Raw genomic sequence first — 13,271 nt, forward strand, 5'->3', positions numbered from 1 at the left:
GTCTGCATCGTGCAGAGGAATTTAAGGAGGATTGAATGAAATTCACAAAATTTGCCGCGGTATTGCTGGCAATCTTAATGGCATCGTTGCCCACGCAGAGTTTTGGCGCAACTAAAGGTTCGGCAAAAAAGTCATCACCAAAAAAGACAGTGGTGAAAAAAGCAACCAAGAAAACGGCGGTTACTCAAAAGAAGTCGCCGGTTACGGCAAATGAAACTAAAACCCTTTACGGCGTGAAAGGGGCAAAGTTGCAGCCGACTAAAGTCAGCACAAAGCGTTACAGCTATCGTGAAAAAGGCAAAACGCATACCACAATTAGCAAAGAGGCATCTCGTCTGTATAGTCAAACGGGCGTTGCCAGCTATTATGGCGGAATGTTCGACGGGCGAAAAACCGCAAGCGGTGAGATCTTCAATAAAAATGCCTATACGGCGGCGCATAAAACCTTAGCGTTAGGTTCTTATGCGTTAGTTACCAATTTACGCAATGGGCGTAAGGTGATTGTGAAAATCAACGATCGAGGCCCGTTCAGCAAAGCCCGTATTATTGATCTGTCGGTAGCGGCGGCTCGTGAAATCGGTATGCTTCATTCCGGTGTCGCAAAAGTGCGGGTGGAAGCAATGCAGGTGGATAGCCAAGGTTACATCATCGGCAAAGGCGCGGAGAGTTTACGCAAGCTGGCACAAAAAGAGGGGTTAGCCTTTAGGGTGAAAGGGTCAGGGAACAACCTGGCAATTAAAGCGGAGATTTCGGCGAAAAAACCGGAGAAACAGACCGCTTCCAAAGCTGCCAAACAGCCTTCGCCAAGTTTAACCGTGATAACCGATAACGAAAAAGAGGCGAAAAAAATCGCAAGAGCGGTGAAACAAAAGGCCTACGTTGAAAAAGTCGGTAAGCAGTATCGGGTGGTGATCGCCGTTACCAATCTCAGCGAAAGCAAGAGCGTGAAAAAGCAGATTGTGAAATTGGCGCATTATCAATCTATTCATTATTCAGCAAAATAAATGGGACTTAATATGTTAAAGAAAAAATTACGCATTTCTGCCGGTGTGTGTGCATTGGCATTTTCTGGTATGCAATTTGCCCACGCCGATGAGATCGGGCACGGCATTCCTGCGCCGCAACTGAACGCCCAAACCTTTATTTTAATGGATTACAACTCCGGTGCCGTGTTGGCGGCGTTAAATCCGGATCAACGTCAGTACCCTGCCAGTCTAACCAAAATGATGACCAGCTATGTGATTGGCGATGCGTTAAAAAGCGGCAAAGTAAAAAACAGCGATATGATTACGGTAACGGAAAGCTCGTGGGGGCAAAAATTCCCCGGCTCGTCTAAAATGTTCCTCAACCTTAATCAGCAGGTCTCGCTGGAAGATCTGAACAAAGGGATTATTATTGTCTCCGGTAACGATGCCAGCGTGGCAGCAGCAGAGCATATTTCCGGCTCGCAGCAAGCCTTTATTGAAACGATGAATAAGTATGCCCAGCAATTCGGCTTGAAAAATACCCATTTCACCACCGTACACGGCTTGGACGATGCAAACCAATATTCCTCTGCGCGTGATATGGCGTTGCTCGGTATCCATATTATTCGCGATTTGCCGGATGAGTACAAAATCTACGCTGAAAAAGAGTTTACTTTCAATAAAATCAAGCAGCCTAACCGCAACGGCTTATTATGGGATAAAACCATTAATGTGGACGGAATGAAAACTGGTCATACCGACAAAGCCGGTTATAATCTGGTCGCTTCGGCGTACAACAGCAATACCCGCCTTGTGTCTGTGGTAATGGGCGTGCCGACCTACAAAGGCCGTGAGGTCGAAAGTAAAAAATTACTGCAATGGGGCTTTGCTAATTTTGAAACGGTCAAACCGCTTATTGCGGGGCAGAGCGTGTCCGAGCAGAGCGTCTATTATGGAGATTTGAACAAAGTGCAACTCGGCGTATTGCAAGACAGCTATATTACTGTGCCGAAAGGTAAAGCCGGCGAGTTGAAAGCCCGCTTCACACTGGATAAGAAAAATCTTGAAGCGCCGCTGGCGAAAGGTCAGGTAGTCGGGAAAATCGTGTATCAACTGAACGGGAAAGATCTGGCAACGATCAACCTACAAGTGATGCAAGCCGTGGAAGAAGCCGGTATTTTCGGCAAGGCGTGGGACTGGCTAGCATTAACTGTTAAAGGTTTGTTTGACTAGTGTTGATGAAATATTGAATAGTTGAAATCAATGGCGGATTTAGAATGGCATATGCAACAGCCGCATTTTCTTTCCACAGTGAAAGCGTTTGAAGATCTGCTCAGCCAACCGCTTGAGGTGAATATTGTAAACGCTTTAAGTGAGGCTTTTGTAAATTTGACGGTGAATGTAACCGCTTGTCAAAAACCGCCCGATCTATTCAGGCGGTTTTGTTTTTGAACTGCTGTGTCTAAAACAATGGTTACCGTTTATTAGAACATTCCACGCCCGCTGGCACTTTCTGCTGGCACGGCTTGGATCACGTTCCAATGCTCGATAATTTTGCCGTTTTCATCAAAACGGAAAATATCCACCACCGCCTCGCCTTTATCTTGATCGTCAAGTTGGCTGTGTACGTGCAATGCGACCAAATCGCCGTCTGCCAAAACACGTTTGATTGTGGCTTTAGACTTCGGATTGGCTTTTAAGAAAGGCACGAAGGCATCGACGAAGGCTTTGCCGCCGTCCGCAACAGTCGGATTGTGCTGACGATATTCCGCTCCCACATATTGATCAACCGCCTCTTGCACTTTATGCTGATTGAACGCTAACTCGTAAAAGGCGAGTGCCGCTGCTTTATTTTGTTCCGGTGTGGTGTGTGCCAATGCCGTTGTTGCAGCCGCAAGTGCGGCTAAAAAGGTGAGTGATTTTTTCATTATGTGTTCCTCTAAATGATGAAATGTGTTTTGAATGGTGGGCATTATACTGAAATAAACTCTCGGAAAAAGTACGTTTTTTGCATATAATTGTTTCAATATAAGAAACAAATAAGAGGAAAAAATGGACAGATTAACCGCTATTCACGTCTTTCTCAGTGTCGCAGAAACGGGTAATTTTACGGTAACGGCAGAGCGATTGGGGTTATCCAAACCGATGGTTAGCCGCTATGTTGCGTTAATGGAAGAGTGGCTGGGAGCAAGATTGCTACAACGTACGACCCGCAAAGTTTCGTTGACGGACGCAGGTGAGCAAGCGGTCGTTTTCTGTCGGAAAATGGCAAATTTAAGCGAAGAAATGCAGCAGGAAATGGTGGCAATGCAGGGCGAATTGCGAGGCGTGGTGCGTTTGTCTTGTAATGCGGCGTTCGGTGCGAACCATTTATTGCAAGCGGTGAACGATTTTCTTGCCCTACACCCGAAACTGAATATTCAGCTTCAACTGACCGATACCTTGGTCGATTTAATTGCCGAGCGGATTGATTTAGCCGTCCGCTTTACTCATAGCCCCGATCCGCATTTGGTTGCACGTAAATTGGCGGAGTGCCATTCCGTACTGGTTGCCACCCCTGAGTATTTGGCACAATTTGGTACGCCGAACCAATTAGAGCAACTAAGCTGCCACAGCTTTTTATCGCATATCAACGTCAATCAAAAGGTATTAACTTTTCAGAAAGCACAACAAACGGTCAGTTTAACCCTCAGTAGCCGATTTGCGACCAACGATACGAACGCATTGCTTCACAGTGTATTGGCTCACAAGGGCATTGCAATGTTACCGACTTATTTGGTGGCGGATTTGGTGCAAAACGGCACGCTGCAAACGGTGCTGAATGAGTGGCAGCTCCCGACCTTTAATGTCTATTTACTTTACCCTAGCCGCCACCGACTGCCCCTTGCGGTACGGACATTGATTGATTTTCTCGTTACCCGTTTTGAAAAGATTGTCTGGTAAGTAAGCGGTCGGTTGCGGGCGATTTTTTGTAAATTTCATCACGAAACCGACCGCTTATTCTTTCTTTTTTGGAAATTATATTTCAATAAAATGCTTGTTTATCTACTTGTTTTGAGTATCTATAATGCCTCCATCAACAAACGACAGCGTTTGAGTAACAAATAAGTGAGGATAAAATGAAAAAAGTCGCCAATGTTTGGCAAGCGCCGGAAAAACACTGGGTCGGCAACGGTTTTCACGTTCAATCAATGTTTAACTATAACGATCGTGATAAACACCTTGATCCGTTTTTATTGATGGATTATAACCCGCCGAAATATTTCCAAGGCGGTCGCCGTGATAACTCGGCATTTGATTTGCGAGGTGTGGAAGAGCACCCGCACCGTGGTTTTGAAACCGTTACCATTGCTTACCAAGGCGAAGTGTCTCATCGGGATTCACACGGTGGCGGCGGTACTATCGGCACGGGTGATGTGCAATGGATGACCGCAGGCTCAGGCATTATGCACGAAGAGATGCACTCCGAAAAATTTGCTAAAGAGGGCGGCTTGTTTGAAATTGTGCAACTTTGGGTCAATTTACCGGCAAAAGATAAAATGACCGCACCAAAATATCAAGCGATTAACTCGGCGGAGATTCCGGTGGTGGCATTGCCGAACGAGGCAGGTACAGTGCGTGTGATTGCCGGTGAATTACTCCATATCCACGGGGCAGCCAGCACCTTTAGCCCAATCAATATGTGGGATACGGTGATGAATGCGGGCAAAAGCTACCTATTCAGCGTACCGGCAGAGCATAATGTGGTGATTTTGGTGTTGGACGGCACGGTGCAAATCGGTGGTGATCACATTGCCCGCCGAGGTGAATTGGTTACCTTTGAACGTGGCGGCGCAGATGTGCTGGTTGAAGCCAATAATGATGCAAAATTGCTGATTTTAACCGGACAGCCGTTGAACGAACCTGTTGTCGGTTATGGTCCGTTTGTAATGAACAGCCGTGAAGAAATTGTACAGGCATTTGATGATGTGAAAAACGGACGATTTGGCCGTATTGATCATTAACCCTAAAAAGCGAACTTCGGTTCGCTTTTTATTTGCAAGCGGTCGGTCGGCGTGATTTTTTGCAAAATTTCAATGGAAAGCGACCGCTTACAGCAAAAATTTGCTTGATATGTTGGGCGTAATTATGATATATTCCGCCAGCTATTTGCATAGGGCAAGTAGATTCGTCCCGAAAGGGTGTTTTTTATTTTAACGGAGCACTAATATGATCCAAGAACAGACTATGCTGGATGTTGCTGATAACTCAGGGGCTCGTAGCGTAATGTGTATCAAGGTTCTAGGTGGATCGCACCGTCGTTACGCTGCTATTGGCGATATCATCAAAGTTACTGTAAAAGAAGCAATTCCACGCGGTAAAGTGAAAAAAGGTGATGTGTTAAAAGCAGTTGTTGTGCGCACCAAGAAGGGTGTTCGTCGCCCAGATGGCGCAGTTATTCGTTTCGATGGCAATGCTTGTGTAATCTTAAACAATAACACAGAGCAACCAATCGGTACTCGTATTTTTGGACCTGTGACGCGTGAACTTCGTTCTGAGAAGTTTATGAAGATCATCTCTTTAGCTCCAGAAGTACTATAAGGAGAATGTAATGGCTGCAAAAATCCGTCAAAACGATGAAGTAATTGTACTTACCGGTAAAGATAAAGGTAAGCGTGGTAAGGTAACTAAAGTGTTACCAAACGGTAAAGTGTTTGTTGAGGGTATCAACATTGTCACTAAGCACGAAAAACCGGTGCCGGCATTAGGCAAAGCGGGTGGTTTAGTGAAAAAAGAAGCGGCGATTGATGCGTCAAATGTTGCAATCTTTAACCCTGAAACAAATAAAGCTGACCGTGTAGGATTTAGATTTGAAGACGGTAAGAAAGTACGTTTCTTCAAGTCTAACGATAAAACAATTTAATTAACTGGAGTAATGCGATGGCGAAACTGCATGATTACTACAGAGATACAGTAGTTAATGAATTAAAAGCAAAATTCAACTACTCATCTGTCATGCAAGTCCCACGAATCGAAAAGATAACCCTAAATATGGGTGTGGGTGAAGCATTGACCGACAAAAAACTATTAGATAACGCCGTGGCGGATCTAACAGCAATCAGCGGTCAAAAACCTTTAATTACAAAAGCACGCAAATCTGTTGCAGGCTTTAAAATCCGTCAAGGCTACCCTATCGGCTGCAAAGTAACCCTTCGTGGCGAACGTATGTGGGAATTCTTTGAAAGATTGATTACTATTGCTGTTCCACGTATCCGTGACTTCCGTGGTTTAAATGCGAAGTCTTTCGATGGTCGTGGTAATTACAGTATGGGTGTGCGTGAGCAAATCATTTTCCCTGAGATCGACTATGATAAAGTAGATCGTGTGCGTGGTTTGGATATTACTATCACAACAACAGCGAAAAGTGATGAAGAAGGTCAAGCTCTTTTAGCTGCTTTCAATTTCCCATTCCGTAAATAAGGTAGGTTATCGTGGCAAAACAATCAATGATTGCACGTGATGTAAAACGTGCGAAATTAGCTGATAAATTCTACGCTAAACGTCAAGAATTAAAGAAAATCATCTCTGATGTAAATTCTTCTGACGAAGATCGTTGGGCAGCAGTGTTAAAATTACAAACACTTCCTCGCGATTCTAGCCCTAGCCGTCAGCGTAATCGTTGCCGCCAAACTGGTCGTCCTCACGGCGTACTGAGCAAGTTTGGTTTAAGCCGTATTAAGGTGCGTGAAGCCGCTATGCGTGGCGAAATCCCGGGCCTTAAAAAAGCAAGCTGGTAATAACCTCTTTTAATTTGGAATCATGGGAGTAAATACATGAGTATGCAAGATCCAATCGCAGATATGCTGACCCGTATTCGTAACGGTCAAGCTGCGAACAAAGTTGCAATCAGTATGCCTTCATCTAAGTTAAAAGTTGCGATTGCAAGCGTTTTAGCTGAAGAAGGTTACGTTGAGAGCTTTAAAGTTGTTGAAGGTGTTAAACCTGAACTGGAAATTACGTTAAAATATTTCCAAAACAAACCGGTTGTAGAAAGTATCCAGCGCGTGAGCCGTCCTGGTCTTCGTATTTATAAGCGTAAAGACGAGTTACCAAAAGTAATGGGCGGATTAGGTATCGCAGTAGTTTCTACATCTAAAGGTGTAATGACCGACCGTGCAGCGCGTCAAGCGGGTCTCGGCGGTGAAATTATCTGTTACGTAGCATAATAGTGAGGTAGGAAAAATGTCTCGTGTTGCAAAAGCACCTGTTAATGTTCCTGCCGGAGTTGATGTAAAACTCGATGGTCAGCTATTAACAGTTAAAGGTAAAAACGGCGAGTTATCTCGTGAAATTCATAATGCGGTTGAAGTAAAATATGAAGCTAATGTATTAACATTTGCCCCTAAAGCAGGGATTGTCAATGCAGATGCGCAAGCAGGTACTGCTCGTGCATTAGTTAATGCAATGGTTATCGGTGTTACCGAAGGCTTTACTAAGAAATTACAATTAGTTGGTGTTGGTTATAGAGCACAAATGAAAGGCAACACAGTTGCGTTAAGTTTAGGTTTCTCACACCCGATTGAACATGTATTGCCTGCTGGCGTAACTGGTGAATGTCCGTCTCAAACAGAAATCGTTCTTAAGAGTGCAGACAAACAGTTAATCGGTCAAGTAGCAGCAGATATTCGTGCATATCGCCGTCCAGAGCCTTATAAAGGTAAAGGTGTACGTTACGCTGATGAAGTCGTACGTACAAAAGAGGCTAAGAAAAAGTAAAGTAAGGTAACACTATGGATAAGAAAGTAGCTCGTATCCGTCGTGCAAGCCGTGCACGTCATTTAATGAGAGAGCAAGGTGCAACGCGTTTAGTTGTACATCGCACACCTCGTCATATTTATGCGCAGGTAATTGCACCAAATGGCTCAGAAGTTTTAGCAGCAGCTTCAACTGTTGAAAAAGTAATTAAAGAGCAAGTTAAATATACCGGTAATAAAGATGCGGCGGCAGTAGTAGGTAAACTTATTGCAGAGCGTGCTTTAGAAAAAGGTATTCAAGCGGTTGCATTTGATCGTTCTGGTTTTAAATACCACGGTCGTGTGCAAGTTTTAGCAGATGCTGCTCGTGAAGCTGGTCTTCAGTTCTAATAGAGGAATTTGAGATGTCAAACATCGAAAAACAAGCTGGTGAACTGCAGGAAAAGCTAATTGCGGTTAATCGTGTATCAAAAACCGTTAAAGGTGGTCGTATTATGAGCTTTACTGCTTTAACAGTAGTAGGCGATGGTAACGGTCGTGTAGGTTTTGGTTACGGTAAAGCTCGTGAAGTTCCGGCAGCAATCCAAAAAGCGATGGAGAAAGCTCGTCGCAATATGGTTAATGTAGCGTTAAACGAAGGTACATTACAACACCCTGTTAAAGGTTCTCACACAGGTTCACGTGTATTTATGCAACCGGCAAGCGAAGGTACAGGTATCATCGCAGGCGGTGCAATGCGTGCAGTGTTAGAAGTTGCAGGTGTGCATAACGTTCTTTCTAAAGCGTACGGTTCAACTAACCCTATTAACGTTGTTCGTGCAACAATTGATGCACTTGCAAATATGAAATCACCGGAAATGGTTGCTGCTAAACGTGGTAAAACTGTTGAAGAAATTTTGGGGTAATTGAATATGGCAAAAATTAAAGTAACTCAAACCCGTAGCTCGATTGCTCGTTTACCGAAGCATAAAGCGACGTTAAAAGGCTTAGGTCTGCGTCATATTCGTCATACTGTTGAGTTGGAAGATACACCGGCTGTACGCGGTATGATCAATCAAGTTTCATATATGGTTAAAGTGGAGGAGTAATCAAATGCGTTTAAATACTCTTTCTCCAGCTGAAGGTGCTAAGCACAGTGCAAAACGTTTAGGTCGTGGTATTGGTTCCGGTTTAGGTAAAACGGGTGGTCGTGGTCATAAAGGTCAAAAATCTCGTACCGGTGGCAGTGTTCGCCGTGGTTTCGAGGGTGGTCAAATGCCTTTATACCGTCGTTTACCAAAATTTGGTTTTACTTCTCTTAAATCATTGCATACAGCTGAAGTACGTTTAAATGAGTTAGCAAAAGTAGAAGGTAACACAGTTACTTTAGAGGCTTTAAAAGCAGCTAACGTAATCACAAAAGATATTTTATCTGCTAAAGTTATTCTTTCAGGTAAAATTGAAAAAGCAGTAGTGGTTAAAGGCTTAAGCGTAACTAAAGGTGCAAAAGCTGCTATTGAAGCTGCTGGTGGTTCTATCGAGGAATAATAAATGGCTAAACAACCAGGATATCAAGGTAATACTCAGAAAGGGACTGGTGAATTAAAATCAAGATTATTGTTCGTTTTGGGTGCTTTAATCGTTTTTCGTATCGGTTCTTTTATTCCTGTTCCTGGTATTGATGCTTCTGTATTATCCGAGCTAGTTCGACAACAGCAAGGCACCATCATTGATATGTTCAATATGTTCTCTGGTGGTGCTTTAAGTAGAGCTTCTATATTTGCATTAGGGATTATGCCCTATATTTCTGCGTCAATTATTCTTCAATTATTGACAGCAGTTCACCCTGCCCTAGCTGAATTGAAAAAAGAAGGCGAAGCGGGCAGACGCAAAATCAGCAAATATACACGTTATGCAACATTGTTATTAGCACTCATTCAGTCTATCGGTATCTCAGTCGGGCTTCCGAATATGCTGCACGGATTAGTGCCTAATCCAAGTATGCTATTCTATGTTACCTCTGTAATCAGCTTAGTAACAGGCACAATGTTCCTGATGTGGCTAGGCGAACAAATTACGGAGCGAGGTATTGGTAATGGTATTTCACTTATTATCTTTGCCGGGATTGTCGCAGATTTGCCATCGGCAATCGGTCAGACAATTGAACAATCTCGTCAAGGTGAGATCTCATTACTTGTCCTACTGTTGATAGCGGTCATTGCGTTTGCAGTAACATATTTTGTCGTTTTTGTTGAGCGTGGACAAAGAAGAATTGTTGTAAACTATGCAAGTCGCCAGCAAGGAAGAATGATGGCGCCTGCAAGATCATCTCACTTACCATTAAAAGTTAATATGGCAGGCGTTATTCCTGCAATTTTCGCCTCAAGTATTATCTTATTTCCGGCAACGATAGCACAATGGTTTGGTTCTGCCGAAGGATTTGAATGGTTATTTGATTTATCACAGTTATTACAACCGGGTCAGCCGTTATATGTCGTATTATTTACGATGGCTGTCATATTCTTTGCATTCTTTTATACAGGAATGCAGTATAATCCTCGTGATACAGCGGATAATTTGAAAAAATCAGGTGCGTTTGTACCAGGTTATCGACCAGGCGAGCAAACATCTCGTTATATTGATAAAGTGATGACGCGTTTAACCTTAATTGGTGCGTTATATATCACCTTTGTTTGTTTGGTTCCCTATATCATAACATCTCTATGGAAAGTTTCTTTCCAATTAGGCGGAACTTCATTATTGATTGTTGTGGTTGTTATTATGGATTTCATCGCACAGGTACAAAGTCATTTAATGTCTTTGCAGTATGATTCTGTGTTGAAGAAAGCCAATCTAAAAGGCTTAGGGCAGTAGCCCTTTGATATCAAAGGATAAGCAATGAAAGTTCGTGCTTCAGTAAAAAGAATGTGTCGTAACTGTAAAGTTGTTAAGCGTGAAGGTGTCGTACGCGTTATTTGTAGCGATCCTAAACACAAACAACGTCAAGGTTAATTGACAAATTTCTTGCAAAGAACCTGCTGGGCAGTTATACTGCTCAGCTCATTTTGTCCTGATATACTGTTTGAGTATCCTGAAACGGGCTTTTCAAGATCAGTATATCAATAACTTTAAAAATAGGAGTGCATAGTGGCCCGTATTGCAGGCATTAACATTCCTGATCAAAAACATACCGTAATTGCACTGACTGCTATTTATGGCATCGGTAAAACTCGTGCAAAAGCAATTTGCGCTGCAACGGGTATTGCTGAAGATGTGAAGATCAGAGAATTGTCTGAAGAGCAGATTGAAAAACTGCGTGAAGAAGTTGGTAAATTTACTGTCGAAGGTGATTTACGTCGTGAAGTAACTTTAAGCATCAAACGTCTTTTAGACCTAGGTTGCTATCGTGGTTTACGTCATCGTCGTAGTTTACCGGTACGTGGTCAACGTACTAAGACTAATGCGCGTACCCGTAAAGGTCCACGCAAACCGATCAAAAAATAATCGGAGTAGATAGATAAAATGGCTAAAACACCAGTTCGTGCACGTAAACGTGTAAAAAAACAGATCGCAGATGGCGTAGCTCATATCCATGCGTCTTTCAATAATACAATCGTAACCATTACTGACCGTCAAGGTAATGCTCTTGCTTGGGCAACTGCCGGTGGTTCAGGTTTCCGTGGTTCTCGTAAATCAACTCCATTCGCTGCACAGGTTGCTGCTGAGCGCTGTGCTGAAATGGTTAAAGAGTTTGGTTTAAAGAATTTAGAAGTTATGGTTAAAGGTCCGGGTCCAGGTCGTGAATCCACTATTCGTGCATTAAATGCAGCGGGTTTCCGTATTACGAATATTACTGACGTGACTCCGATTCCTCATAACGGTTGTCGTCCACCGAAAAAACGTCGTGTGTAATTGACGTAGGATAATTGGAGAAAGAAAATGGCAAGATATTTGGGTCCAAAACTCAAGCTAAGCCGTCGTGAAGGTACCGATTTATTCCTTAAATCAGGTGTTCGCGCGATCGAGTCAAAATGTAAAATTGATACAGCGCCAGGTCAACACGGTGCTCGTAAACCTCGCTTATCTGACTATGGTAGTCAGCTTCGTGAAAAACAAAAAGTTCGCCGTATGTATGGTATTTTGGAACGTCAATTCCGTAACTACTATAAAGAAGCTAACCGCTTAAAAGGCAATACCGGTGAAAACTTATTAGTGTTATTAGAAGGTCGTTTAGACAATGTTGTTTACCGTATGGGCTTTGCAGCAACACGTGCGGAAGCACGTCAGCTTGTAAGCCACAAATCTATCGTGGTAAACGGTCGTGTTGTTAACATTCCTTCATTCCAAGTTTCTGTTGATGATATGATCGCTGTACGTGAGAAATCTAAAAAACAAGCACGTATTAAAGCATCGTTAGAGTTAGCAACCCAACGTGAAAAACCAACTTGGTTAGACGTGGATGCAACTAAAATGGAAGGTGTATTTAAACGTACGCCTGAACGTTCTGATCTATCAGCAGATATTAATGAACATCTGATCGTTGAGCTCTATTCTAAATAATCGTTAGCAATAGTAGCTTGAAAGCAAAGAGAGGATAAAATGCAGGGTTCTGTAACAGAATTTTTAAAACCCCACTTAGTGAATATTGAACAAATCAGTTCAACTCACGCAAAAGTGACATTAGAACCGTTAGAGCGTGGCTTCGGTCATACTTTAGGTAACGCACTTCGTCGCATTTTACTTTCGTCTATGCCTGGTTGCGCAGTTACAGAAGTAGAAATTGATGGTGTATTACACGAATACAGCAGCAAAGAAGGTGTTCAAGAAGATATTCTTGAAGTCTTGTTAAACCTAAAAGGTCTAGCGGTAAAAGTGCAAAATAAAGATGATATTATTTTGACACTGACTAAATCTGGGATTGGCCCTGTAACTGCAGCCGACATTACACTTGATAGTGATGTTGAAATTGTGAATCCTGAACACGTTATTTGTCACTTAACGGATAAAAACGCCTCTATCAATATGCGTATCCGTGTGCAACGTGGTCGGGGTTATGTACCGGCATCTGCTCGTGTACATACGCAAGAAGATGATCGTCCTATCGGCCGCTTATTAGTGGATGCACGTTTTAGTCCGGTTGACCGTATCGCCTACAATGTAGAAGCGGCACGTGTGGAACAGCGTACAGACTTAGATAAGCTGGTTATTGAGATGGAAACTAACGGCACGCTTGATCCGGAAGAAGCCATCCGCCGTGCTGCAACGATTTTAGCAGAACAGCTAGCTGCATTCGTTGATTTGCGTGATGTTCGTCAGCCAGAAGTGAAAGAAGAAAAACCGGAGTTTGATCCAATTCTTCTACGTCCGGTAGATGACTTAGAGCTGACAGTTCGTTCTGCTAACTGTTTGAAGGCAGAGACAATTCACTATATCGGTGATTTAGTCCAACGTACAGAAGTTGAGTTATTAAAAACACCTAACCTTGGTAAGAAATCACTTACTGAGATTAAGGATGTGCTTGCTTCTCGTGGTTTATCACTGGGTATGCGCCTTGAGAATTGGCCTCCGGCAAGTATTGCTGAAGACTAATTCA

The 13,271-nt window shown here is 43.1% G+C and carries 22 protein-coding genes; 21 read left to right on the plus strand and 1 reads right to left on the minus strand.

Annotated features, from left to right (window positions below; all coding sequences use genetic code 11):
- The first annotated feature begins 35 nt into the window (after positions 1–35).
- Genes E4T80_RS08980 through E4T80_RS08990 form a run of 3 tightly spaced genes read left to right on the plus strand, consistent with a single transcriptional unit; the run spans position 36 to position 2,417 of the window.
- Entirely contained in the window at positions 36–1,004 is a 969-nt protein-coding gene (locus E4T80_RS08980; protein ID WP_135057603.1) for a septal ring lytic transglycosylase RlpA family protein, read from the plus strand.
- A 12-nt stretch (positions 1,005–1,016) separates the two neighbouring features.
- Positions 1,017–2,198, plus strand: coding sequence for a serine hydrolase (locus tag E4T80_RS08985; protein WP_407662375.1), 1,182 nt, complete (start codon positions 1,017–1,019; stop codon positions 2,196–2,198).
- A 30-nt stretch (positions 2,199–2,228) separates the two neighbouring features.
- Complete coding sequence (locus E4T80_RS08990) at positions 2,229–2,417, plus strand: hypothetical protein (RefSeq protein WP_135057609.1); 189 nt, start codon at positions 2,229–2,231, stop codon at positions 2,415–2,417.
- Between the two features lie 32 nt (positions 2,418–2,449).
- On the opposite strand, the gene E4T80_RS08995 is transcribed toward E4T80_RS08990, so the two are convergent.
- A complete protein-coding gene (locus E4T80_RS08995) occupies positions 2,450–2,893 on the minus strand; it encodes a nuclear transport factor 2 family protein (protein ID WP_135057612.1) in 444 nt (147 codons plus the stop codon).
- Positions 2,894–3,017: 124 nt separating this feature from the next.
- On the opposite strand from E4T80_RS08995, the gene E4T80_RS09000 reads away from it, so the two are divergent.
- From E4T80_RS09000 to E4T80_RS09085, 18 genes are all read left to right on the plus strand, one after another.
- On the plus strand, positions 3,018–3,908 hold the full coding sequence (locus E4T80_RS09000; protein ID WP_135057615.1) for a LysR family transcriptional regulator: 891 nt from the start codon (positions 3,018–3,020) through the stop codon (positions 3,906–3,908).
- Positions 3,909–4,084: 176 nt separating this feature from the next.
- A complete protein-coding gene (locus E4T80_RS09005; protein WP_135057619.1) occupies positions 4,085–4,969 on the plus strand; it encodes a pirin family protein in 885 nt (294 codons plus the stop codon).
- A gap of 205 nt (positions 4,970–5,174) precedes the next feature.
- The gene (gene rplN, locus E4T80_RS09010) at positions 5,175–5,546 is read left to right on the plus strand and encodes a 50S ribosomal protein L14 (protein WP_005711998.1); all 372 of its coding nucleotides are present in this window, start codon (positions 5,175–5,177) and stop codon (positions 5,544–5,546) included.
- Between the two features lie 10 nt (positions 5,547–5,556).
- Positions 5,557–5,868 (plus strand): 50S ribosomal protein L24, encoded by a 312-nt coding sequence (rplX, locus tag E4T80_RS09015; protein WP_135057622.1) that lies wholly within the window; start codon positions 5,557–5,559, stop codon positions 5,866–5,868.
- Positions 5,869–5,885: 17 nt separating this feature from the next.
- Positions 5,886–6,425: a 50S ribosomal protein L5 gene (gene rplE / locus E4T80_RS09020; RefSeq protein WP_047977345.1), complete on the plus strand. Its 540-nt coding sequence runs from the start codon at positions 5,886–5,888 to the stop codon at positions 6,423–6,425.
- Positions 6,426–6,436: 11 nt separating this feature from the next.
- Positions 6,437–6,742 carry a 30S ribosomal protein S14 gene (gene rpsN / locus E4T80_RS09025; RefSeq protein ID WP_047977344.1) on the plus strand — a complete coding sequence of 102 codons (306 nt, stop codon included), beginning with the start codon at positions 6,437–6,439 and terminating at the stop codon, positions 6,740–6,742.
- A gap of 36 nt (positions 6,743–6,778) precedes the next feature.
- Entirely contained in the window at positions 6,779–7,171 is a 393-nt protein-coding gene (gene rpsH / locus E4T80_RS09030) for a 30S ribosomal protein S8 (protein ID WP_047977343.1), read from the plus strand.
- Between the two features lie 16 nt (positions 7,172–7,187).
- Positions 7,188–7,721 carry a 50S ribosomal protein L6 gene (gene rplF, locus E4T80_RS09035; RefSeq protein WP_135057625.1) on the plus strand — a complete coding sequence of 178 codons (534 nt, stop codon included), beginning with the start codon at positions 7,188–7,190 and terminating at the stop codon, positions 7,719–7,721.
- A 14-nt stretch (positions 7,722–7,735) separates the two neighbouring features.
- On the plus strand, positions 7,736–8,089 hold the full coding sequence (gene rplR / locus E4T80_RS09040) for a 50S ribosomal protein L18 (protein WP_047977341.1): 354 nt from the start codon (positions 7,736–7,738) through the stop codon (positions 8,087–8,089).
- A 14-nt stretch (positions 8,090–8,103) separates the two neighbouring features.
- Entirely contained in the window at positions 8,104–8,604 is a 501-nt protein-coding gene (rpsE, locus tag E4T80_RS09045; RefSeq protein WP_005711985.1) for a 30S ribosomal protein S5, read from the plus strand.
- A gap of 6 nt (positions 8,605–8,610) precedes the next feature.
- Entirely contained in the window at positions 8,611–8,787 is a 177-nt protein-coding gene (rpmD, locus tag E4T80_RS09050; RefSeq protein ID WP_006250021.1) for a 50S ribosomal protein L30, read from the plus strand.
- A 4-nt stretch (positions 8,788–8,791) separates the two neighbouring features.
- A complete protein-coding gene (rplO, locus tag E4T80_RS09055) occupies positions 8,792–9,226 on the plus strand; it encodes a 50S ribosomal protein L15 (protein WP_047977340.1) in 435 nt (144 codons plus the stop codon).
- 3 nt (positions 9,227–9,229) lie between these two features.
- Entirely contained in the window at positions 9,230–10,552 is a 1,323-nt protein-coding gene (gene secY, locus E4T80_RS09060; RefSeq protein ID WP_135057628.1) for a preprotein translocase subunit SecY, read from the plus strand.
- A 24-nt stretch (positions 10,553–10,576) separates the two neighbouring features.
- A complete protein-coding gene (gene rpmJ / locus E4T80_RS09065) occupies positions 10,577–10,690 on the plus strand; it encodes a 50S ribosomal protein L36 (RefSeq protein ID WP_005705974.1) in 114 nt (37 codons plus the stop codon).
- Between the two features lie 135 nt (positions 10,691–10,825).
- Positions 10,826–11,182 carry a 30S ribosomal protein S13 gene (gene rpsM, locus E4T80_RS09070; RefSeq protein WP_005599322.1) on the plus strand — a complete coding sequence of 119 codons (357 nt, stop codon included), beginning with the start codon at positions 10,826–10,828 and terminating at the stop codon, positions 11,180–11,182.
- Positions 11,183–11,200: 18 nt separating this feature from the next.
- The gene (gene rpsK, locus E4T80_RS09075) at positions 11,201–11,590 is read left to right on the plus strand and encodes a 30S ribosomal protein S11 (protein WP_005705959.1); all 390 of its coding nucleotides are present in this window, start codon (positions 11,201–11,203) and stop codon (positions 11,588–11,590) included.
- Positions 11,591–11,617: 27 nt separating this feature from the next.
- Positions 11,618–12,238 carry a 30S ribosomal protein S4 gene (gene rpsD, locus E4T80_RS09080; RefSeq protein WP_135057631.1) on the plus strand — a complete coding sequence of 207 codons (621 nt, stop codon included), beginning with the start codon at positions 11,618–11,620 and terminating at the stop codon, positions 12,236–12,238.
- Between the two features lie 39 nt (positions 12,239–12,277).
- Positions 12,278–13,267, plus strand: a complete 990-nt coding sequence (locus tag E4T80_RS09085) for a DNA-directed RNA polymerase subunit alpha (RefSeq protein WP_047977337.1) — start codon at positions 12,278–12,280, stop codon at positions 13,265–13,267.
- The last annotated feature ends 4 nt before the right edge of the window (positions 13,268–13,271 follow it).

Origin of the sequence: Muribacter muris, assembly GCF_004569585.1 — a bacterium.
Classification (GTDB): domain Bacteria; phylum Pseudomonadota; class Gammaproteobacteria; order Enterobacterales; family Pasteurellaceae; genus Muribacter; species Muribacter muris.